17 protein-coding genes are annotated in these 19,693 nt (G+C 66.2%); 5 read left to right on the top strand and 12 right to left on the bottom strand.

Annotation, left to right across the window (positions count from 1 at the left end; all coding sequences use genetic code 11):
• Positions 1-94: 94 nt before the first annotated feature.
• The 4 genes from F6X42_RS16305 to F6X42_RS16290 all read right to left on the bottom strand — a co-directional run bounded on the left by F6X42_RS16305 (position 95) and on the right by F6X42_RS16290 (position 4,318).
• The gene (locus F6X42_RS16305) at positions 95-2,068 is read right to left on the bottom strand and encodes a hybrid sensor histidine kinase/response regulator (RefSeq protein ID WP_187635210.1); all 1,974 of its coding nucleotides are present in this window, start codon (positions 2,066-2,068) and stop codon (positions 95-97) included.
• A gap of 59 nt (positions 2,069-2,127) precedes the next feature.
• On the bottom strand, positions 2,128-2,355 hold the full coding sequence (locus F6X42_RS16300; RefSeq protein WP_187635209.1) for a response regulator: 228 nt from the start codon (positions 2,353-2,355) through the stop codon (positions 2,128-2,130).
• 80 nt (positions 2,356-2,435) lie between these two features.
• A complete protein-coding gene (locus F6X42_RS16295) occupies positions 2,436-4,046 on the bottom strand; it encodes a sensor histidine kinase (protein WP_187635208.1) in 1,611 nt (536 codons plus the stop codon).
• Positions 4,043-4,318 (bottom strand): hypothetical protein, encoded by a 276-nt coding sequence (locus tag F6X42_RS16290; protein WP_187635207.1) that lies wholly within the window; start codon positions 4,316-4,318, stop codon positions 4,043-4,045. The genes F6X42_RS16295 and F6X42_RS16290 overlap by 4 nt, the downstream gene beginning before the upstream one ends.
• Before the next feature lie 113 nt (positions 4,319-4,431).
• On the opposite strand from F6X42_RS16290, the gene F6X42_RS16285 reads away from it, so the two are divergent.
• On the top strand, positions 4,432-4,923 hold the full coding sequence (locus tag F6X42_RS16285; RefSeq protein WP_129957323.1) for a hypothetical protein: 492 nt from the start codon (positions 4,432-4,434) through the stop codon (positions 4,921-4,923).
• Between the two features lie 52 nt (positions 4,924-4,975).
• Here F6X42_RS16285 and F6X42_RS16280 read toward each other — a convergent pair whose 3' ends face one another.
• Positions 4,976-7,378, bottom strand: coding sequence for an AsmA family protein (locus F6X42_RS16280; protein WP_246530105.1), 2,403 nt, complete (start codon positions 7,376-7,378; stop codon positions 4,976-4,978).
• Positions 7,379-7,571: 193 nt separating this feature from the next.
• Between F6X42_RS16280 and F6X42_RS16275 the strand changes: the two genes are divergently transcribed.
• Together F6X42_RS16275 and F6X42_RS16270 are read left to right on the top strand one after the other, a co-directional pair.
• Entirely contained in the window at positions 7,572-8,312 is a 741-nt protein-coding gene (locus F6X42_RS16275; protein WP_187635206.1) for an ABC transporter ATP-binding protein, read from the top strand.
• Positions 8,309-9,115 (top strand): ABC transporter permease, encoded by an 807-nt coding sequence (locus F6X42_RS16270; RefSeq protein ID WP_187635205.1) that lies wholly within the window; start codon positions 8,309-8,311, stop codon positions 9,113-9,115. The genes F6X42_RS16275 and F6X42_RS16270 overlap by 4 nt, the downstream gene beginning before the upstream one ends.
• 69 nt (positions 9,116-9,184) lie before the next feature.
• Here the strand turns inward: F6X42_RS16270 and F6X42_RS16265 are convergent, their stop codons facing one another.
• Positions 9,185-9,733 (bottom strand): DUF6013 family protein, encoded by a 549-nt coding sequence (locus F6X42_RS16265; RefSeq protein WP_187635204.1) that lies wholly within the window; start codon positions 9,731-9,733, stop codon positions 9,185-9,187.
• A 233-nt stretch (positions 9,734-9,966) separates the two neighbouring features.
• Complete coding sequence (locus F6X42_RS16260) at positions 9,967-10,983, bottom strand: zinc-binding alcohol dehydrogenase family protein (protein WP_187635203.1); 1,017 nt, start codon at positions 10,981-10,983, stop codon at positions 9,967-9,969.
• 112 nt (positions 10,984-11,095) lie between these two features.
• On the opposite strand from F6X42_RS16260, the gene F6X42_RS16255 reads away from it, so the two are divergent.
• On the top strand, positions 11,096-12,064 hold the full coding sequence (locus F6X42_RS16255) for a LysR family transcriptional regulator (protein WP_187635202.1): 969 nt from the start codon (positions 11,096-11,098) through the stop codon (positions 12,062-12,064).
• A 22-nt stretch (positions 12,065-12,086) separates the two neighbouring features.
• Here F6X42_RS16255 and F6X42_RS16250 read toward each other — a convergent pair whose 3' ends face one another.
• The 3 genes from F6X42_RS16250 to ku form a co-directional block, all read right to left on the bottom strand.
• Complete coding sequence (locus F6X42_RS16250) at positions 12,087-12,401, bottom strand: hypothetical protein (RefSeq protein WP_187635201.1); 315 nt, start codon at positions 12,399-12,401, stop codon at positions 12,087-12,089.
• Positions 12,402-12,483: 82 nt separating this feature from the next.
• Positions 12,484-15,324: a DNA ligase D gene (gene ligD / locus F6X42_RS16245; RefSeq protein ID WP_187635200.1), complete on the bottom strand. Its 2,841-nt coding sequence runs from the start codon at positions 15,322-15,324 to the stop codon at positions 12,484-12,486.
• Positions 15,325-15,372: 48 nt separating this feature from the next.
• A complete protein-coding gene (gene ku, locus F6X42_RS16240; protein WP_187635199.1) occupies positions 15,373-16,383 on the bottom strand; it encodes a non-homologous end joining protein Ku in 1,011 nt (336 codons plus the stop codon).
• A gap of 337 nt (positions 16,384-16,720) precedes the next feature.
• On the opposite strand from ku, the gene serB reads away from it, so the two are divergent.
• Positions 16,721-17,560: a phosphoserine phosphatase SerB gene (gene serB / locus F6X42_RS16235; RefSeq protein WP_187635198.1), complete on the top strand. Its 840-nt coding sequence runs from the start codon at positions 16,721-16,723 to the stop codon at positions 17,558-17,560.
• Between the two features lie 145 nt (positions 17,561-17,705).
• Here the strand turns inward: serB and F6X42_RS16230 are convergent, their stop codons facing one another.
• Both F6X42_RS16230 and F6X42_RS16225 read right to left on the bottom strand, forming a co-directional pair.
• Positions 17,706-18,890, bottom strand: coding sequence for a cystathionine beta-lyase (locus F6X42_RS16230; RefSeq protein WP_187635197.1), 1,185 nt, complete (start codon positions 18,888-18,890; stop codon positions 17,706-17,708).
• An 83-nt stretch (positions 18,891-18,973) separates the two neighbouring features.
• Positions 18,974-19,636 (bottom strand): hypothetical protein, encoded by a 663-nt coding sequence (locus F6X42_RS16225; protein WP_187635196.1) that lies wholly within the window; start codon positions 19,634-19,636, stop codon positions 18,974-18,976.
• Between the last annotated feature and the right edge of the window lie 57 nt (positions 19,637-19,693).

Genomic DNA, 19,693 nt, shown 5'->3' with positions numbered 1-19,693 from the left:
CCTGAGTCAGTGAAATAAAAAGGCCTGTTGCGATTGACGTCGCAACAGGCCTTGGTGTTTTCCCGCCTTTTTCAGCCCAGCGGATTATCTAGCCTCACGATCCCTTTTGAGCCTTCAATTGCGCCGCGTTGTCGATCATCGTTTCGAGCTGGCCGAAATTGACAGGCTTCGTCAAATGCGAAGTAAAGCCGGCGCTCAAACAACGGCGCACGTCCTCGTCGGTGCCGAAGCCGGTCAGCGCGACCGCTGGCGCGTCGGAATGCTCGCGAAACATCTTGATGAAATCGAGGCCCGTGCCATCCGGTAATCCGACATCGCTGACGACCAGATCGAACCTCTGCAACTGCGTCGCCGCAAGCGCATCGTCGATCCGCCCGACCACCGTCACCTGATGACCGAGGCCGCGCATCAATTGGGCCATCACGTCGGCGGTATCGGCATGATCCTCGATCAGCAGCACCGTCAGCGAGCTGGCCGGCTGCGCGATGCTCGGCACGATCACCGGCAGCGCCGCGGCCGGCGCGGCCGCGGTCGGCAGCGTGATCGTGAAGGTCGCGCCGCAATGCGGACCGGGACTTTGCGCGGTCACGGTGCCGCCGTGCACGTCGGTCAAAGCCTTCGTGATGGCGAGACCGAGGCCCAGGCCGCCGAACTGCCGCGTCATTTTCTGGTCGCCCTGCTCGAACGCGTTGAACAGCTTGCCGATCTGCTCCGGCTCGATGCCGATGCCGGTGTCTTCGACCGATATCTGCACCTGCATGCGTTCGTCGCGCGTGCGCACATAGATATGGCCGCCGTCCGGCGTGAACTTCGCGGCATTGCGAATCAGGTTCCACAGCATCTGTTGCAGGCGCGCGCGATCGGCGAGCACGTAGTGATGCGTCGCGTGCTTGCCGACATGCACGTCCTGCTGTTTGATCTGGATTTCGCTGCGAAAGAGTTCGAGCACGCCGTCGATCACCTCATGTACGTCGACGGTCTCCAGCGACAGCCGCAGCTTGCCGTTCGCGACGCGCGTCAGATCGAGCAGATCGTCGATCAACCGCGCCTCGAGCTCGACGTTGCGGCGGATCATGCGCACGCTCGCGCGCGCCTGCTCGGGCAGCTCCGGGATCATCTCGAGCATGCTCGCACCCGCGAGCACCGGCGTGAGCGGCGTGCGCAACTCGTGCGACAGCATCGCGAGAAAGCGGTCCTTCGCGCGATTCGCTTCTTCAGCGGCCTGGCGCGCGGCCTGCTCGGACTCCAGCAGCCGCTCGCGCTCCTCGATCGCCTCGCGCTGCGAATGGATGTCGGTGCAGCTGCCGAACCATTTGCTGACGTTGCCATCGGCGTCGCGCATTGCGACGACACGCACGTCGAACCAGCGGTATTCGCCGTCGTGGCGACGAATCCGCAGCTCATGCCGATAGTCGCCGCTGCGGCTTGCGACGGCCTTCAGCCAGCTTTGACGGACCGGCTCGCGATCGTCGGGATGCACGGCGTTGAGCCACGCGAGACCGTACGACGCGTGCTCGGGCAAGCCGGTGTAGTCGTGCCACTGCTTGGACAGGAAGTCGCAATCGCCGGCCGCGTCGCAGGTCAGCACGAGATGCGGCAACGCCTCCGACAGCGTGCGGTAGTGGAGCTCGCGATCGCGCAGCAGCAGCGCTTCGTCGGACGCGTGTTGCAGCCGCACCTGCGACAGCACGCGCTCCACGGCCTCCGGCAGATAGTCGAGATAGTCGCCGGCCTTCGGCACCACGTCGGACACGCCCGCGCGCAGCGCGTCGATCACGCGCGACTCGTCGGTGAAGCCGGTCACGAGGATCGCCGGAACGCGCACCCCCTCCGCGCGCAGACGCCGGAAGAAATCGAGCCCGGTCTCCGGCCCGCTCAGCTGGTAGTCGAGCACGAGCAGATCGGGGCCGCCGCTCGCGAGACGCTCGCGGGCCGCCTCGACTCCGGCGCAGATCGCCACCCGGCAGCCGGCGCGTTCGAGCGACTTGCGCGCGAGCCGCAAGATGCCCTCGTCGTCATCGACGACGAGCACATACGCGGCGTGCGAGGTGGACACTTCTTCGGTCATGCAGGTGCTCTCTGGCTGAGTTCAGCGCTTATCTTGTCATGAACGGCTTTCGGACAGCTTCAGGGGGACGCGAGCCGATGCCCCGGCGGCAGCTTGACCACTTGCAGGAATAAACCGAGCCGGCGCACGGCCTCGATGAACGCCTCGTATTCGACCGGCTTGCAGATATAGACGTTGCAACCCAGCTCGTAGCAGCGCGCAATTTCGCGCAGATTGCGCCGCACGAGCGTCGCGTGGCCGTCGTCATCTTCGATCAGAACGACGCTGACCGTTCGCGCGTGACTCATAAGCTCTCCGTGCCAACGATTCGTCATCCATGCCGCTCGCCGGCTGGCAGAGGCAATGCCCGCGCCGGCATGCGCCGCGCTCACAGGCGCACCGGCCGCTCGGGCAGCACCACGAAAAAGGTCGATCCCGCGCCTTCGGCCGATTCGACCCAGACGCGCCCGCCGTGCCGCTCGACCGTGCGCCGCACCACCGCGAGGCCGATCCCCTCGCCGCTCGCGACGTCCACATGCAGACGCTGGAACGCGCGAAACACCTTCGACAGATATGCGGCCGGAATGCCGAGCCCATTGTCGCGGACGTAATAGGTGCGCATGCGGACCGCTCGCGGCTCGTTTTCGTCGACGGGTTCGGGCGCGAGCGCGCCGATCTCGATGCGTCCGCGGCGCGTCGGATCGAGGAAGGTCAGCGCATTGCCGATCAGATTGCTGAAGATCTGCTCGACCGCCGCCGGATCGCCCCATGCGGGCGGCAGCTCGCGCACCGTGACGCTCGCCGCGCGCTGGTCGATCGTGCCTTGCAACGCATCGACGGCCCGCGCCACCGCGCGCCCGACACTGACCCGCTGCCACTGGTAGTCGAGCCGTCCCGCGCGCGAGATGCGCAACAGCGCATCAATGATCGCCGCCGCGCGCGCGACAGCGGTGCGCAGATAACGCAACGACTCGCGCACGTCGCCATCGAGGATCTGCGTCATGCGCCGCTGTTCGTTTTCAGGCAGACGAGCCTGCGCGACGAGGCCGTCGAGTTCGTCGCACGACACGTGCAGCTCCCTGGAAAACCCCTGCAGATTGACGAGCGGCGAGCGCAGATCGTGCGACACGCTATCGATGAACATCTCGTTGTCCTGCGTTTCCTGGCGCAATTCCTCATTGACTTCCGCTAGTTCACGCGCACGTGCCTCGAGCTCCGTCTTCAGGGCCTGCTGCCCGGCTTCCGCCTCGCGCAGACGCGTATCGGTCTGATGCAGCACCATGTCGAGCGCGGCGATTTCGTCGCTGCCTGACAACGGCGCCGCGAGCGGCCGGCCGCTGCCTAGCCGCTCGGCGTTATCGGTCAGCACTTCGAGGCGCTGGCCGATACCACGCGCGAACACGAAGGCGGTCATCGCCCAGATCAGCATCGAGCCGAACACCGCGGCGATCAGCGTACGCTGCTGAAGCTCGCGCCGCTCGGCGAGCGCGGTCGAGCGCTCGACGTCGAGCTCCGACGCCGCCGCGCCGAACTGCGCCAGCTCGTCGCGGAACACGGCGACCCGCTCCGGCAACGCGTCGGTTTCGAGCGCGATATAGGGGCGTAGACTGCGGCCCTCGTGTAAAGCCTGCGAGATCGCGACACTCTGTTCGCGATACGCGTCGATCGCGCGCCGCATGCTGCGTACGCGCTCGGCCTGCGGCGGCGTTTCGGCGACCAGCGCCTCGAGCTTCGCGAGCCGGTCGTTCAGGTCGACCCACACCGCGTGGCGGTCGATCAGCGATGCGTTGCCCGTCACCATCGCCGTGCGCACACGCGCGGTCTGACGCAGCAGCGGATCGACAATGGCCGACGATTGATAGAGGATCTGCTTGCTGTTGTCGACCCATCGCGCGGCCTGCGCGGTTCGCGCCTGCGTGTCGAAGACGACCCCGAGCAGCGCGAGTTCGACCGCGCTCGGTACCGCGATCAGCAACAGACCTTTGGTGAATAGTTTCATGGTTCCGTCAGGGCGTTCAGGCTGTGATTCAGGCTGTCACTCGAACGGCCGGGCTCGCGCGCACCCGTGGCCCGCAGTAAAGCGGGCGCAGCGCGGCCGGACGGGTCATTATCGACGTGAATCGCGGATATTTCAACGGCGCGACAGCAAGCGCTCGACCACACAAAAATGACTTTTTTATTGGGATGGGATGTTTTTTCCGCGCCGCCTGCGTCTATGATGGAGACAAGGTGTGCTGGGATGCGAATGCGCGCGGCGAGGCGGTTCGGCATGATTCGTGCGGGAGGCGGTGGGGCGATGCGCTAGCGTCGAATCATCGTGAATCCAGCCTTGTCGTATGCTATAAAAGATCGACGTGCGGCGCGCGAAAGCCGGGAGTGGTCGCATGAGGACGCAGCGTTTCTTGCAATTCTTTTTCAGGCGAATTTTTATGTCCTTCCCGAAAAAGCGTCGACGCGCGAAGGTGGACGGCGACGAGTCGTTCCTCGCGGTTCTGCGGCATTTCAAGCCATTCAGTCAACTCGACACCAAGATCGCGCGGGCTCGCGCGCAGGACGAACCGGTGCTCTATGCACACGTGCTGCCCGGACTCGACGTGCTTCTATGCAGTGTGCGCGGCGCACAGCCACCCTACCCCGCGCCGGCCGAATTGCGGCGGCGCTGCATCGAATCCATTACCAACGCGCTGGAGCAGCCGCTCGACGGTCTCGAGAACGGCGGCTACTGGTATGAGGCCGACGGCTTCGGCTTCCTCGTGTTCGCGAGCCGTGCGCGCGGCAAGATTCTGACGGAGTTCGGCGCGACGCGGATCGGTACCCGCCGCGGCGTGCGTCGCCAGGATGCGTCGGGTGATGCAACACCACGCTCGCTCAGATAGGCCGATCAGGCGCCCCGAAGTTCAGGGCTACTGACAGGTCGTTCTCTTCGCTTCACCGAGACTTGTTGACCGGCGCGCCCTCGAGCGACATCGCCGCCTTCGGCTGTTGCCTGACGCCAGGCGGCGGCGCCGTCGGCATCTGCCGCACTTGCGCGAGCAATTGCGCGCACGGCAGCGGCTTGTTGTTGCTCGGCGCGAGCAGCGGAATCAGCGCCGCGAACGGATTGATCAGCCCGAGCCCGACCGCCGCGCCGCCACGCAACGCGAGCGCGGCCGCATTGACGCCGACGTGCGGATCCTTGAAGGTGCCCTTCACGTACAGCGGCGAGCGCAGCGAAAAGACCCGGAAGCCCTTCGTATGCGGATGCACGCCAAGGTCCATCGTCTCGTCGCGCAGATTCACGTGACCGTCGATGTTGATCACCGCGTCGCCGGTGTCGAGCGCGAACACGCGCGCTTCGAGCACGCCGTCGGTCGCGACGAAATCGGCAGCCGCGCAATTGATCTTCACGTCGCTAGTACCGAACAGCTTTTCATACACGACGTTCGCGACGTTGAGCCCGGCCGCCTCCATCAGCAGACGGCTCACGGTGCCGTCGGTCACGAGCGCCTTCAACTCGCCGTTCGAAGTCGCCGCGAGCGCTGCCGGCGAATTACCGGTCGCGGACAGCGACGCATCGCCGTTGATCTCGCCGAGCGCGTTCTGCATCGTCTTGAAGCTCGGGAACAATTGCTTCAGCTTGACGTGCCGCGCCGACATCGCGAAGCGGCCCTTCAGCGGCGCCGCGCTGCCATCGAGATGAATGTCCGACGCGAGCGAACCGCCCGCGACGCCGAACTTCAGCGGTACGAGCGACAGCACGCCGTCGGTCATCACGACGTGCGTGTACAGATCCGTGATCGGCAGGTTCGAGTTCTTGATGATGCGCCGGCCGGTGAACTTGACGTCGGCGTCGATCGCCTTCCAGCGCTCGGTGCGGAACTCCTCGACCGGCAACGCGCGGTTGCCCGGCTGCCGGGCGGCGTCGCCGCGCCTGGCCTTGCTCGCGTTCGAATCGGCGCCGATCACCGGTGCGAGATCGGAGAACTGCAACAGGTACGACTCGAGCTCACCCGCCAGCAGCGGACGCGGCTGGCGCGCGGTATAGGTCAACGAACCGTTCAGATCGCTGCCGCCGACCCGGCCTGTAAAGTTTTCATACGTGAACACGTTGCCACCCGATTTGAACTGACCGATCAGACGACCCTCGGTCGCGTACGGCGGCGTCTCGGGCAAGGTCACGCCGGTCAGCGAATACAGGCGCGCCATGCTGTTGCCCTGCAGCCAGAGACGCAGATCGAGCGCCGCGAGATGCGCCGGATCGGTGATCGTGCCGACGAAGGCGATATGCAGGTCGCCGGCTTTGACGTCGGCCTGCACCGGGAATGGCCGGTTCGCATCCTGCAGCGCGAGCACGCCGCCGAACTTGCCGCTGCCCGAAACCGGCGTGCGGTTGTAGGTGCCCTTGACGGTCCAGCCGATCGCATAAAGCGGCGTCGGGCGCCTGGCGCCCGGTGCGGTGCCGCTCGCCCCCGATACCGCCGCGGCGGAGCCGGCGCTCCCGCTGATGGCTTCCGCTGGCGCGGCGGCGCCGCTCGTCGCGAGCGCGCCGGAACTCGCGGCCACGCCTGACGTTACGGACGCGCCCGATGCGCCCGATGCCTGCACCGCCGCTTCATAAGCCGCCGCCGCGGAAGCCGCCTTCGCCTCCGAGGCCGCCTGTGCCTCGGCCTGCGCGGCGAGCTCGCTCGCGCCCGCGCGGCCGACCGCCTGCGCCGACGCGCTGCGCGAGGCCGCCTCCTGCTGCCTCAGCGCGTCGCCGATCGGGATGGGCTGCCCGAGCGTATCGACGACCATCTGCACTTCGATCTTCTTCTGCTGATCCGCCAGCGCGATATTGCTCTTCGCGAACGCGATATCGTGCAAATCGAGCTTCCACTCGGACGGTCCGCTCGACGACGGCAGCTTGAAGGTCCAGTTGTTGCGCCCGTCGAGCAGACGTTCGAGATCGACCGACGGATTGACGAGATTGATCGCCGGAATCACGATGTCGTGCGCGAGCAGCGGCAGTACCTCGACCTCGAAGTCGATCTCGTCGAGCGTCGCGAACTGCGGCTGTTTGGTCCAGTCGGGATTGCCGATCGTGATGTTGGCCGCCGAGAAGCGCGGCCAAGGCACCCAGCCGCGCCAGCCGGTTTCGCCGACCGGGTGACGCCAGCCCACCTTCAGATCGCCGTTGATCGCGAACGGCCGGCCGATCGCCTGGCTGACCTTATCGTCGATGTAGGGCCGCGCGCGGTTCCAGTCGAAAGTCAGGATGAAGATGACGAGCGCGACGATCAGGATCACGAGCGCGGCCAGCAGCCAGGCAAAGATTTTTCCGACCCGTCGTCCGGTGCTGCTCGACCCTGACATTGAAAGGCTCCGCGTATTTTTCTACGTTGTGCACGATGCAGCAGTTATCGTGCCCGGCGCGCGACCATGAATCGCCGCGCTGCTTGTCGTGCGTTTTCGTGCGTTGTCGCGCCTCGTCGCGCCTCGTCGTTTTATCATGGCGCACGCTTTTCCGACAGACCGACCAGTACCCGCTCCCCACGATGTTCCAACCATGACCGATGTTCCCTTCGTCCTCGCCGACGGCATCGTACGGCGCGACGCGCAGCGCGGCCAGACGCTGTTGCAGCCGACCACCTTCGCACTGCGCGCCGGCGAGCGCGTCGCGGTTACCGGACCGTCCGGCTCCGGCAAGAGCGTGTTTCTGCGCGCGCTCGCGCTGCTCGATCCGATCGATGCGGGGCGTATCCTATGGCATGGCGCGCCGGTCGAGCGCGCGGCGATTCCGCGCTACCGGCGCGGCGTCGCGTATATCCGGCAGCGGCCCGCGCTGATCGACGGCAGCGTCGAAGACAATCTGCGCTATCCGTTCGAGCTACGCGCGTATCGCGATGTGCGCTTCGATCGCGTGCGCGCGGCCGGGCTGGCCATCCAGGCCGGCCGCGGCGAGGACTTTCTCGGCAAGCGCGCGAGCGAGCTGTCGGGTGGCGAAGCGCAGATCGCCGCGCTGATCCGCGTGCTGCAACTCGCGCCCGAAGTGCTGCTGCTCGACGAGCCGACCGCATCGCTCGACCCGGCGTCGACGCGCGCAATCGAAGCGCTCGTGCGGGCGTGGTTCGATGCCGCGCCGGAACGCCACGCGTCGATGTGGGTGTCGCACGATATGGAGCAGGCGGCACGTATGAGCAAACGGCATCTGACGATGTGCGCCGGCGTACTGGCCGAAGAAACTGCCGTGCGGCGTGACGCGGACCGACATGCCGCCGCGGACTTGCCCCGGGAGCCTCGCTCATGAGCCTGCAGAATCTGAGCTTGTGGGACGTCGCGATCGCGACGCTGCTGATCGTCGTGAATGGCGCGGTATCGGTCGCGCTGAAGCTCGATCTCGAGCGCAAGCTCGCATGGGCCGCGGTGCGCACCGTCGTCCAGCTGCTCGCGATCGGCTACGTGCTCGGCTGGGTGTTCCGTTTCGATCGCTGGTACGTCGTGCTGCCGCTGATGATCGTGATGACGCTGATCGCCGGCTTCGCCGGCGCGCAACGCGGCAGCCGCACCTATGCCGGGCAACGCGCCGACAGCGTGCTATCGATCTGGGTCAGTTCGTGGCTGGTTGCCGCGGTGGGACTGTTCGTCGTGATCCGCATCCATCCGTGGTATGCGCCGCAGTATGCGATACCGATTCTCGGCATGATCCTCGGCAACACGCTGACCGGCGTGTCGCTTGGCATCGAGCGGATGACCGAGGAGTTGACCGCGCGGCGCGATCGCGTCGACATGGCGCTCGCGCTCGGCGCGACGCGCTGGGAGGCCGCGCAGGTGCCGGCGCGCCAGGCGGTGCGCGCGGGCATGATGCCGACGTTGAACCAGATGGCGGTGGTCGGCGTCGTCAGTTTGCCGGGCATGATGACCGGTCAGGTGCTAGCCGGGCAGTCGCCATTGCAGGCGGTGCGCTATCAGATCGTCATCATGTTTCTGATCGCGGCGGCGTCGGCGCTAGGCACCGTGGGCGCGGTGCTGCTCACGTACCGGCGACTCTTTTCGGCCGAGCATCAGTTCTTGCCGGCGCGGCTCGTTGAGCGTGACGCGCGTAAAGGATGACTCGCCAGCATCACGCGCCAGCGCGTGCCACTGGGCGCACGCGACGCTCGGCCGCGCGCGTGCAAGCGTTCAACGCTTCGCGGTAACAGCGACCTCGGTGCCGTCGCTCAGCGTCAGCGTTTTGGTCGTGCCGTTGACCGGCATCGTGAAACGCACGATCTGGCTCATGCGCACATCGTTCGGACACTTGAGCGTCTTGCCGCCGCTCGTCACGGTTTTCACGCCATGCGGCGTCTGGGCCTGGAAGCTCAACTGCACGGTCGCGGTGCCGTCGCTCGACACCACCGGCGCGAAGCGAATTTGCGTCTGGCGGATCATCGCGCCATTCGCGTCGACCGGCAGCGACGAATAGTCCGGGCACGCGTCCGTCGCGGCGACCGGACCGCCAGGCGGCACGGTCTTCCACGTGAAGTCGTCCGATTCGCCGGAGCGGATCGTGCGGGTCTCCTGGGAATTGCCGAACTGTTTCGACGTGACGCGAACGGTGTAGCGAATCGGACCGTCGAGCGCGGCCTGGTTGGTCACCGTGATCGGCGTGGCTGCGCGAGCAGCCGGCACCAGTGCGCAGGCGAGAGAAGCGACAACGGAAACGGCGGAGAGTTTGAAGCTCAAGCTCATACTGTCACCTCGTTGTTGTGCCGCTGCGCGCTCGCGCCGACGCGACTGCCTGTGCACTGTTCGCGCACTGCCAGGGACCGGCCGGTTCGTACCGGCTTGCCGCGCCGCAAGACACGCAACCGTTTTGGCATGCTGCGTCGTCAGTCTAACGCCAAGCGCGCTACCGCGCGTGTCGCGTCGGCTCGGGTGTTAACCCGCTTGCGGCGACGCGCTTTCTGCGCGTCGATTTCATCTCAAAAGCCGGTCAGCACCAGCTTGCCGATCGCGCGACCTTGTTCGAGCAGCCGATGCGCGCGGCGCAGATTCTCGGCGTTGATGCCGCCTAGGTGCTGGCCGAGCGTCGTGCGCAACGTGCCCGCATCGACGAGGCGCGCAACCTCGGTCAGCAGTTTGTGCTGCTCGATCATGTCGGGTGTGCCGAACATCGAGCGCGTGAACATGAACTCCCAGTGAAACGCGGCGCTCTTCGCCTTCAGCAAGTCGACCGGCAGCGCGGCGCTGTTCTCGACGATCGTGCAGATGCCGCCTTGCGGTTTGATCAGCTGCGCGGCGGCCGGGAAATTGGGATCGGTGTCGTTGAAGATCAGCACGTAGTCGACCTGCTCGATGCCGATCTCCTTCATCTGCGCGGGTAGGTCGCCGAAGTGATTGACGATGTGATCCGCGCCGAGCTCCCGTGCCCATTTCGCCGATTCGGGCCGCGACGCGGTCGCGATCACCTTCAGCTTGCCGAGCTGCTTCGCGAGCTGGATGCCGATCGAGCCGACCCCGCCCGCGCCGCCGAAAACCAGTACCGTGCGGCCTTCGTCGGCGCCCTGCGGCGAGACGCCGAGGCGATCGAACAAGGCTTCCCACGCGGTGATCGCGGTCAGCGGCAAGGCGGCCGCGTGCGTGAAATCGAGCGACGCCGGCTTGTGCCCGACGATCCGTTCTTCCACCAGATGAAACTCGCTGTTGGCGCCCGGCCGCGTAATGCTGCCCGCATAGAACACCGGATCGCCGACCTCGAACAGCGTGACCTCGGGCCCGGCTGCGACGACAGTGCCGGCCGCATCCCAGCCGAGCACGCGCGGCGTCTTTTCGACGGTGTCTTTCGGCGCGCGCACCTTGGTGTCGACCGGGTTCACGGAAATGGCTTCGACCTTGACCAGCAGATCGCGGCCGGTCGCTTCGGGTTTCGGGATCTCGATGTCGACGAGCGCTTCGGCGTCATCGATCGGCAGATAACGGTAGAGTCCGACGGCTTTCATGGCTGCTCCTGGTTGGTTCGGTTGAAGTGCACACACGACCCACATCGTAGGATGGTTGTTACTTTGATAAAACAGTCATAATCACTGAAACATCTTTTGGTTTTTCAGAATAATGAATCGTTCAGACCCGGCCGGCCGGTCCCTGCCCAGCAAGCGCGAACGGCTCGATCTGCTCGACGTCGCGCTGTTCGTGCGCGCCGCTCTGCTCGCCAATGTGTCAGCGGCCGGGCGCGAGTTCGGCTTGTCGGCTGCGGTCGCGAGCGCGCGGATCGCGCAACTCGAAAAGCTGCTCGGCGCGCGTCTGTTGCATCGGACCACGCGTCGCATCAGCCTCACCCAGGACGGTGAAGTGTTCATGACGCGCGCCGGGGCGCTGCTCGACGCGGCCGCCGTCGCGCGCGCATCGGTCGGCCGCGCGCAGACCGAGCCGCAGGGACGGTTGCGCGTGTCGATGCCGTCGTCGTTCGGGCGTCAGTATGTGTCGCCGGTGATCAGTGAGTTTCTGCGCCGCTATCCGGGCGTGAGCGTCGATCTGCGCCTGACCGATCAGGTGGTCGATCTGGTCGACGCGGGAATCGATGTTGCGATTCGCATCGGCGCGCTGAAGGATTCGTCGTTGGTCGCGCGGCGGCTCGCGGTCAACCGCCGCGTGCTATGCGCGGCGCCCGCCTATCTGGCCGCGCGCGGCACGCCGCATCATCCGTCGGATCTCGCGCGGCACGAGTGCATCATCCTGTCGGAGCAGCGCGACTGGCGCTTCGTGACGCCTGCCGGCACGCTCGACGTGCGCGTGAGCGGCCGCCTCGTCACCGACAACGGCGAGGCGATTCGCGACGCGCTGCTCGCGGGCTTCGGCATCGCGCTGAAATCGACATGGGACGTGGCGCGCCATCTGCGCAGCGGCGAGCTCGTCAGCGTGCTCGACAGCTATCCGCTCGCGGACGACGTCGCGATCTGGGCCGTGTACCCGAGCCGCGCGTTCGTGCCGCCGAAGACGGTCGCGTTCATCGACTTCGTCGCCGCGCATCTCGGCGATCCGCCGTATTGGGATCGGGAGCCGGCCGGACTGGCGGGCGCGTAGGCGCGACGCCCGGTACGCGGCGTCAGCGCTGGCCGCGCTTCGCGCCGCGCTGCTGGCGATGCGAGTTCACATCGGTATGCGAGTCGTTCTGCGTGCGCTGCTGATACTCGTCGCCGCCGCGGCGGTCGGTATCCTGCTGCCCGTGCTCGATATCTTCATGCGCCTGCTTGCCGACATGGCGCGGCTCGTCCTCGTGCTGCGACTCCGGATGCTGATCGGTTTCATGCGGCAGCGGCACCGCGGCTTCCTGCAACGACTTCGGATCCTTCTTCGCGTGCGGGTCGGCTTGCGGGTTCACTTGCGGGTCGCCATCTGTCGATTGCGGCAGGGTCTTCATTCCATTGCTCCTTCGAGATCGCGTTCACGCGCTAAGCGCACAGCGAATTCGCGGGGTTGGATTCAGCCACGCGGTCGAGCGCTCATCGCGCGTCGCCCAGACGTTTTTTTATCGCCGCGGTGATGCGCTGACGCGTCTGCGCGTAGGCGGCCCACGGGTCGCGTCCGAGGCCGTCCACGCGCTCGTGGACGTTGCGGATGTTCCATTGATCACCGCTAGTCGTGCTGTCGAGTTCGTCCCACGCGAGCGGCACCGACACGCCTAGCCCCGGCCGCGCGCGCACCGAGAATGCGGCCACCGTGCTCGAGCCGCGGTTGTTGCGCAGATAGTCGATGAAAATTTTCTTCTTGCGATTCTGCGCGCCCATCTTTGCGCTGAAGTACTGCGGCAACGTCGTCGCCATATGCTGCGCGACCGCCTGTGAGAAAGCCTTCACTTCGTCCCAGCCGGCCTGCTTCGCGAGCGGTACGATCACGTGCAAGCCCTTGCCGCCGCTCGTCTTGCAGAACGACTTCAGGCCCAGTTCGTCGAGCAGCGAGCGGGTCAGTTGCGCGGCCTCGACCATGCGTTCCCAGCCGAGCGACGGGTCCGGATCGAGGTCGAACACCACGCGATCGGGCATTTCGATATTCGACGCGACCGCATTCCACGTATGAAATTCTACGGTGCCCATCTGCGCGGCGCCGACCAGCGCGGCGGGCGTGTCGATCGTGATCAGCGGTGGATGCCCCGGATCGAGTCCCTCGTGCTGCGTGACGTGCGGAATCGCCAGCTTCTGACTGTGCTTCTGGAAGAACAGCTCGCCGCCGATATCCTCGGGCGCGCGCACCAGCGCGACGGGCCGCTCGCGCAAATGCGGCAGCATCCATTCGGCGATCGATTCGTAGTACTGCACCAGTTCGAGCTTGCTTGCGCCGCTGCTTTTGTCGATCACGCGATCGGGATGCGAGATGCGCACGCCGGCAATTTCGCTGTGCGCGCGCGAGCGGGTTGCCGTGGTTCGGGCCGGCGCGCTTTCCGTGGCGGCGGCCCTGGCGGTCTTCGCGGTGTCGGCGGTCTTTTTAGCCACGCGCTTTTTCGGCGCGCCTGTTTGCGACGTATCGTCGGAAGCGGTTTCGGTTTGCTGTTGCACGTCGGCTCCTTGTCGGGCGGTTTCCCTGACGATCTGGCGCGCCGGTTTGTCGTCGCGCAGGCTGACGAACGACGCCTGGCGCACGATGCCGTCGCTGGTCCATTCGGCGAAGTTGCATTCGGCGACGAGCACCGGCTCGACCCAATGCACGGGCGTGCGGCTGCGCTCGCTCGGCGCGCTCGCGAATGGCATGCGCTTGCTCGGGTGCGCATCGAGCGCCTGTTTGACCGAGCGCAGCAGCGCGGCGTCGAAGCCCGTGCCGACGCGCCCCGCGTACCGCAGCCGTCCATCGCCGTCATAGACCCCAAGCAGCAGCGCGCCGAACGCCGCGCGGCTGCCCCCAGGCTCCGAGTACCCGCCGATCACGAACTCCTGGCGGCGCCGGCACTTCAGCTTGATCCATGACGGCGAGCGGCCCGACACATAGCTGCTGTCACGCCGCTTGCCGATGATGCCTTCGAGCGCCATGTCGCACGCGCTCTTGAGCAGTTCGTCAGCGCTGAACGCGAAGTCGTTCGAGAAGCGCAGCACCCGATCGTCGACGCCTTCGAGCAGCGCGTGCAAGATTGCGCGACGCTGTTCGAGCGGTACGCCGCGCAGGTCGTAGCCATTCAGGAACGGCAGATCGAACAGATAGATCACAATGTCCTGCGGGCGATTCGCGTCGAACGCGTTTTGCAGCAACTGGAAGTTGGGCACGTCGCGTTCATCGAGCACGACCGCTTCGCCGTCGAGCCACGCGCTTTGCACGTCGAGTGATGCGAAGGCCTCGACCTGCTTGCTGAACTTCGCGGTCCAGTCGTTGCCGTTGCGCGTCAACACGCTGACGGCACCGCCCTTCGCTTTCGATGCATGGTCGATGCGCGCGAGCACGCGGTAGCCGTCGAACTTGATTTCGTAGAGCCAGTCGTCGCCTGGCGGCGCGCTGTCGACCAGCGTCGCCAGCTCCGGCGTCAGGCTCGCGGGCAATGCGGCTTTGACCGCGCCTTCTATCGATGGCGACGCGGCGAGTTCGCGTAGCGACTGCGCGCTGCGCGTCGCGACGATGTCGGGGCGTTTGGGATCGGCCACGCGGCGCGAGGATGCGGATCGCGCCGGCTTGCCTGGGCTCGTGGCTTTGCCGTCGCCCGACGCTTTCGTGTCTGCTTTCGTGTCCGCCTTCGCTTGCTTCGTGCTCCTGCGTTTCGAAGGCCCGTCGGCCAGCACGCTGCCCGGCAGCTTTTCCAGCACGTCGTAGTCGCTTTCGTCGCGCGCCTGCTCGTCGCGCTCCTTGATCAGCAGCCATTGTTCCTTGTCGCCGCTGCCGCGCATATGGCTGCGTACTAGCGTCCAGCCGCCGTGCAGCTTCTCGCCGTGCAAATGAAACTTGAGCTTGCCGGCCGCGTACGATCGCGCGGCTTCGGCCGCGCTGCCCGCCGGCTCCCAGGTGCCGCGATCCCACACGATCACGGTACCCGCGCCGTAGTTGCCGGGCGGAATCTCGCCCTCGAACGTACCGTATTCGACCGGATGATCCTCGACGTGCACCGCGAGCCGCTTGACCGAGGGGTCGAGGCTCGGCCCCTTCGGAATCGCCCACGACAGCAGCGCGCCGTTCAGTTCGAGCCGGAAGTCGTAGTGCAGACGCCGTGCGTGGTGCTCCTGGATCACGTAGGACAGCGCGTCGGGCGCGGCACGCGTGGCGCTCCTGCCGGTCTTGCTCGCGGCGCGCTTGGGGGTCGTCGCGCCGGCCGGCTCCGGCGTGTCCTCGAAGCGGCGTTTGCGGTGATAGTGCTCGAGTCGGTCGTTCATGGCGATGACTCCAGTGCGGAGGGTGCGATTGGCGGGTCGGCCGCGCGCTCAGGCCGCCGCGCGCCGTTTGCGGGAGGTTGCCGTGGTTTTCGATGTCGTGCCCCCGCTGCCGCCACTACCGCTGCGACTGCGCGCCGTGCCCGCGGCGCGAGGCTTTTTGCGCGCGGGCGCGGCCACCTCTTCATCAGACCCAGCCTCGCTGCCGGCCTGATCCTCGTCCTCGTCGGCGGTGCGCTTGCGGCCCGCAGCGGCCTGCTTGTCCTTGCCGCGGCCGAGGCTGCGCCGCAGCAGATCGGACAGGTCGAGAATGTCGGCGGACTTGCGCGACTCGCGCGGCGTTTCGACTTCGGTGATCTCCTCGGTCTTGCCCGCGCGAACCTTGCGCTCGACGAGCGCCATGATGTCGTCGCGAAACGTATCGTGATACTGCGTCGGGTCCCACGTCTCGCTCATGTCGTCGATCAGCTTTTTCGCCATGTCGAGTTCCTTCGCCGACACGCCGGCAGCCTTCATGCCTTCGGGCGGCACCTTGAATTCGTCGAGGCTCCGCACTTCGGTGGCCCAGCGCAGCGTGTTCAACGCCAGCACGGGACCGAGCGGAATCAGCGCCGCCAGATGCTGCTTGTTATGCAGCACGACACTCGCGACGCCGACCTTGCCCGACGACGTCATCGCCTCGCGCAGTAGCGCATAGACTTTTTCGCCCTTGCGGTCGGGGGTCAGGAAATACGGCGTGTCGAGATAGAGAAACGAGATGTCGGGGGCGTCGACGAACGCGAGGATGTCCACTGTCTGCGTCGACTCCGGGTTCGCCGAGCGGATTTCGTCGTCCGACAGTACGACGTAGCGGTCTTTCTCGTACTCGAAGCCGCGCACGATGTTGTCGCGGGTCACGTCCTTGCCGGTGCGCTTGTTGATCTGCTTATAGCCGACCGGGTCGATCGTGCGCTTGTCGAGCAGATTGAAGCCGACTTTCTCCGACTGCGTCGCCGGATAAAGCTGAACCGGTACATGGACGAGCCCGAAGCTGATTGCGCCCTTCCAGATCATGTGTGCCATCGCGCGCTCCCCTGTCCCATGGGCCTGAGATATCAGGCGAAGCAGCAAGCGTGCCCGCGTTTCAGCGCGCTTTACGCGGTTGCCACGAATGAAGCATGACCCGGTCGGCGCGGCGGCGTGCTGTCATGGGGCTGTAAGTCTTGCGATGCGGCGGCAAAAGCTACGGCATTCCTGGTGCCCCCGATCCGATGCGTCGGTATGAACCGCGCACCGCCGGATTGAACGGCAAACCCGGCAATCCCGGCACAGCCGGCCGCGACGGCGCAATCCACGGAACCGATACAATAGCGGGATTTTCCGCGCGCCACGCGCCTCATTCCCGCGTCACTGGTCGTCCATGAACCTCGTCATTCAAAGCGTCGCCCCCCTTTCCGCCGACCACCATAAAACGCTCGTCGCGCTCGCGCGCGGCTCGCACGCCGCCGTCATCGACGCGAACGCCATTCGCATCGCCGATGCGAAGCTCGCGCAGCGCGCCGACGTCGAAGCGTATTGCTACACGCATCAACTCGATTACGCGTTTGTCGAAGCCGGCCGTCAGTTGCGCGACTTTGGCCTCGTCACGATGGACATGGATTCGACGCTGATCACGATCGAGTGCATCGACGAAATCGCCGATTTCTGCGGGCTCAAAGCCGAAGTCGCGGCGATCACCGAGGCTGCGATGCGCGGCGAGATCAGGGACTTCAACGAAAGCCTGACGCGTCGCGTCGCGTTGCTGAAGGGGCTCGACGCCAGCGCGCTCGAGCGCGTGTACGACGAGCGGCTGCAGTTCTCGCCGGGCGCCGAACGCATGCTTGCCGGCGCGAAGCAGGCGGGCCTGAAAACGCTGCTCGTGTCGGGCGGCTTCACGTTCTTCACCGCGAAGCTGAAGGCGCGCCTCGGCCTCGATTTCACGCGTGCGAACACGCTCGAAATCATCGACGGCAAGCTGACGGGCAACGTGAGTGGCGAGATCGTCAATGCCGACGTGAAAGCGCGCACGCTGCGCGAAACCTGCGCGACGCTCGGCATCGAACCGTCGCGCGCAATTGCGATCGGCGACGGCTCGAACGACCTGAAGATGATGGCCGAAGCGGGACTCTCCGTTGCATTCCGCGCGAAACCGGTGGTGCGCGAAGCAGCCAGCGTGTCGTTCAATTTCGTGGGACTGGACGGCTTGCTGCGGGTGCTTTGAAGCTGCGGCCATCGTAGTGTCGCGTCGCGGCATCGAACCTTCGGCCGAATGCTCAGGTTTGCTCGATGCCCGAAACAAGGAAGCCCGCCGGGAACGCGTCCCAGCGGGCTTCTCGAACCACCGTACCGGGCAGCGCTGACGCGCGTTAAGCGAGTGCTGCGAGGCTCTGCTCGATATCCGCGCGTAGATCGGCCTCGTCCTCGAGACCGATATAGAAGCGCACCAGCGTGCCGCGATACGGCCACTGCGCCGCCGTGCGCATCGACGCGATGACGTACGGCATCGCGAGGCTGTGCGCGCCACCCCAGCTCCAGCCGAGCGAAAACAGTTCGAGCGATTCGCAGAACGTGTCGATCTGCGCCGCGCTGTACCGCTCGTCGAACACGACCGAGAACAGGCCGCCCGCGCCGGTGAAATCGCGCTTGTACACTTCGTGCCCCGGACAGTCGGCGAGCGCCGGATGCAGCACCGCGACGATTTCCGGCCGGCTCTTCAACCACGCCGCGAGCGACAGCGCCGCGCGATCGTGCTGCGCGAAGCGCAGCTGCATGCTCGGCAGGCTGCGCAGAATCAGCGAGCAGTCGTCCGAGGACACGCCGATGCCCATGCGCATGCGCGCCGCCTTCAGCTTCACATGCACGTCGCGCTCGACTGTGATCGTCGCGCCCATCAGCACGTCGCCGCCGCCCGACTGGTATTTGGTCAGCGCCTGCACCGAAATGTCGACGCCGTGGTCGAACGGCCGGAACGCGAGACCTGCGGACCACGTGTTGTCGATCGCGGTGACGACGTTGTGCGCGCGCGCGGCCGCCGTGATGGCCGGCACGTCGGGCACTTCCATCGTCACCGAGCCCGGCGCCTCGATCCAGATCAGCCGCGTGTTCGGCCGGATCAGACCGGCGATGCCCGCGCCGATCAGCGGATCGTAGTAGCGCGCCGTGATGCCGAAATCGCGCGCGAGCCAGTCGCCGTGGTCGCGGTTGGGCGAGTAGACGTTATCGGGGATCAGCACGTCGTCGCCGGCCTTCAAAAGACCGAAGTACACGTTCGAGATCGACGACAGCCCCGACGGCTGCAGCAGCGCATGACTGCCGCCCTCGATCGCGGCGAGGCGCTGCGCGAGTGCGATCTGCGTGGGCGTCGCATGCAGGCCGTAGCGCCATTGCGCGTCGTTCTTCCAGTCGAGCGCGCGCATCGCGGCGAGGTCCGGGAACACCACCGTCGACGCGCGCGTGATCGGGGTCGAGAACGATTCGAAGCCTGGCGTGATCTGGTCCTTGGCGTGCACGATGCGGGTTTGCAGACCGCGATTGAGTTTGGATTCAGTCATGTGAAGCTCGATCAAAAACACAGGGAAGCGGGACTGACACTGCGTCTGCGCCGCACCATCCGGAGGCCCGGCACGCGAGCGCGTCAGTCGCCGGTTTGCAGGTTGCTGACGCCGCCCACCGGATGTCCGCCGGCAGCGGACGCGGGAGCTGCAGTCGCGCCATTGACCGCGGCGGCCGGTTGCGGAGCTGGGGTCGCAGCCTTGGCCGCTGGCACCGCCTGTCCCGTCTGCCCCGCCGCCGGCGGTTTCAGGTTGAATGCCTGCGGGTTCGAATCGTCGACGTTCATGCGGTCGCCTTCGAGCGAGCCGTCCGCCGCGAACTTGCCGACCCAGTTGCCGGTGATATGCGTGCCGTCGTTCGATTCCTCGACTTCGAGCGTATCGCCGTCGCGATCGCCAGCGATCAGGATCACCTCGCCGGTATCGGTGTACTGATACTCGCCGTGCACGCCGGACGGATCGTCGGTCTTGGGCCCGAGCCGCAGCACGATCGGCCGCGCGCCGAGCGTGCCCACGTAGCGCGGAAACTTCGCGAACTCCGGGCTCGGCTTCAGCGGCAGCTGGATCGGCGGCGGCGCGGCCAGCTCCTTGACCGCATCGCTTTCCGCCCATGCCTGCGACGGCACCGATAGCGCCGTGCCGGCGCACAACAGCGCGACGGCGCTCGCCACCACGCCGACGCGGCGGCGCAACGCGCGCGTTGCCATGCCCGTTACCGAACCCTTCGTCACTTTCACTTCCTGCATCGTGTCCATCCTCGTTGCCGGTTCCTGCTTGCTACCCGTGCCGCGCCGGCCTGCCGT

Source organism: Paraburkholderia podalyriae, assembly GCF_014397785.1.
GTDB lineage: Bacteria > Pseudomonadota > Gammaproteobacteria > Burkholderiales > Burkholderiaceae > Paraburkholderia > Paraburkholderia podalyriae.
Note: the sequence above shows the minus strand (reverse complement) of the source record. Positions and strands in the feature narration are given on the sequence as shown.

Coding starts and splice junctions, on each gene's coding strand:
- ligD (WP_187635200.1), bottom strand. CDS start 15,324: ATGAACGACCGACTCGAGCACTATCACCGCAAACGCCGCTTCGAGGAC.
- F6X42_RS16275 (WP_187635206.1), top strand. CDS start 7,572: ATGACCGATGTTCCCTTCGTCCTCGCCGACGGCATCGTACGGCGCGAC.
- F6X42_RS16280 (WP_246530105.1), bottom strand. CDS start 7,378: ATGTCAGGGTCGAGCAGCACCGGACGACGGGTCGGAAAAATCTTTGCC.
- F6X42_RS16300 (WP_187635209.1), bottom strand. CDS start 2,355: ATGAGTCACGCGCGAACGGTCAGCGTCGTTCTGATCGAAGATGACGAC.
- F6X42_RS16250 (WP_187635201.1), bottom strand. CDS start 12,401: ATGAAGACCCTGCCGCAATCGACAGATGGCGACCCGCAAGTGAACCCG.
- F6X42_RS16260 (WP_187635203.1), bottom strand. CDS start 10,983: ATGAAAGCCGTCGGACTCTACCGTTATCTGCCGATCGATGACGCCGAA.
- ku (WP_187635199.1), bottom strand. CDS start 16,383: ATGGCACACATGATCTGGAAGGGCGCAATCAGCTTCGGGCTCGTCCAT.
- F6X42_RS16270 (WP_187635205.1), top strand. CDS start 8,309: ATGAGCCTGCAGAATCTGAGCTTGTGGGACGTCGCGATCGCGACGCTG.
- F6X42_RS16230 (WP_187635197.1), bottom strand. CDS start 18,890: ATGACTGAATCCAAACTCAATCGCGGTCTGCAAACCCGCATCGTGCAC.
- F6X42_RS16285 (WP_129957323.1), top strand. CDS start 4,432: ATGAGGACGCAGCGTTTCTTGCAATTCTTTTTCAGGCGAATTTTTATG.
- F6X42_RS16265 (WP_187635204.1), bottom strand. CDS start 9,733: ATGAGCTTGAGCTTCAAACTCTCCGCCGTTTCCGTTGTCGCTTCTCTC.
- F6X42_RS16305 (WP_187635210.1), bottom strand. CDS start 2,068: ATGACCGAAGAAGTGTCCACCTCGCACGCCGCGTATGTGCTCGTCGTC.
- F6X42_RS16290 (WP_187635207.1), bottom strand. CDS start 4,318: ATGCCGAACCGCCTCGCCGCGCGCATTCGCATCCCAGCACACCTTGTC.
- F6X42_RS16225 (WP_187635196.1), bottom strand. CDS start 19,636: ATGCAGGAAGTGAAAGTGACGAAGGGTTCGGTAACGGGCATGGCAACG.
- F6X42_RS16295 (WP_187635208.1), bottom strand. CDS start 4,046: ATGAAACTATTCACCAAAGGTCTGTTGCTGATCGCGGTACCGAGCGCG.
- serB (WP_187635198.1), top strand. CDS start 16,721: ATGAACCTCGTCATTCAAAGCGTCGCCCCCCTTTCCGCCGACCACCAT.
- F6X42_RS16255 (WP_187635202.1), top strand. CDS start 11,096: ATGAATCGTTCAGACCCGGCCGGCCGGTCCCTGCCCAGCAAGCGCGAA.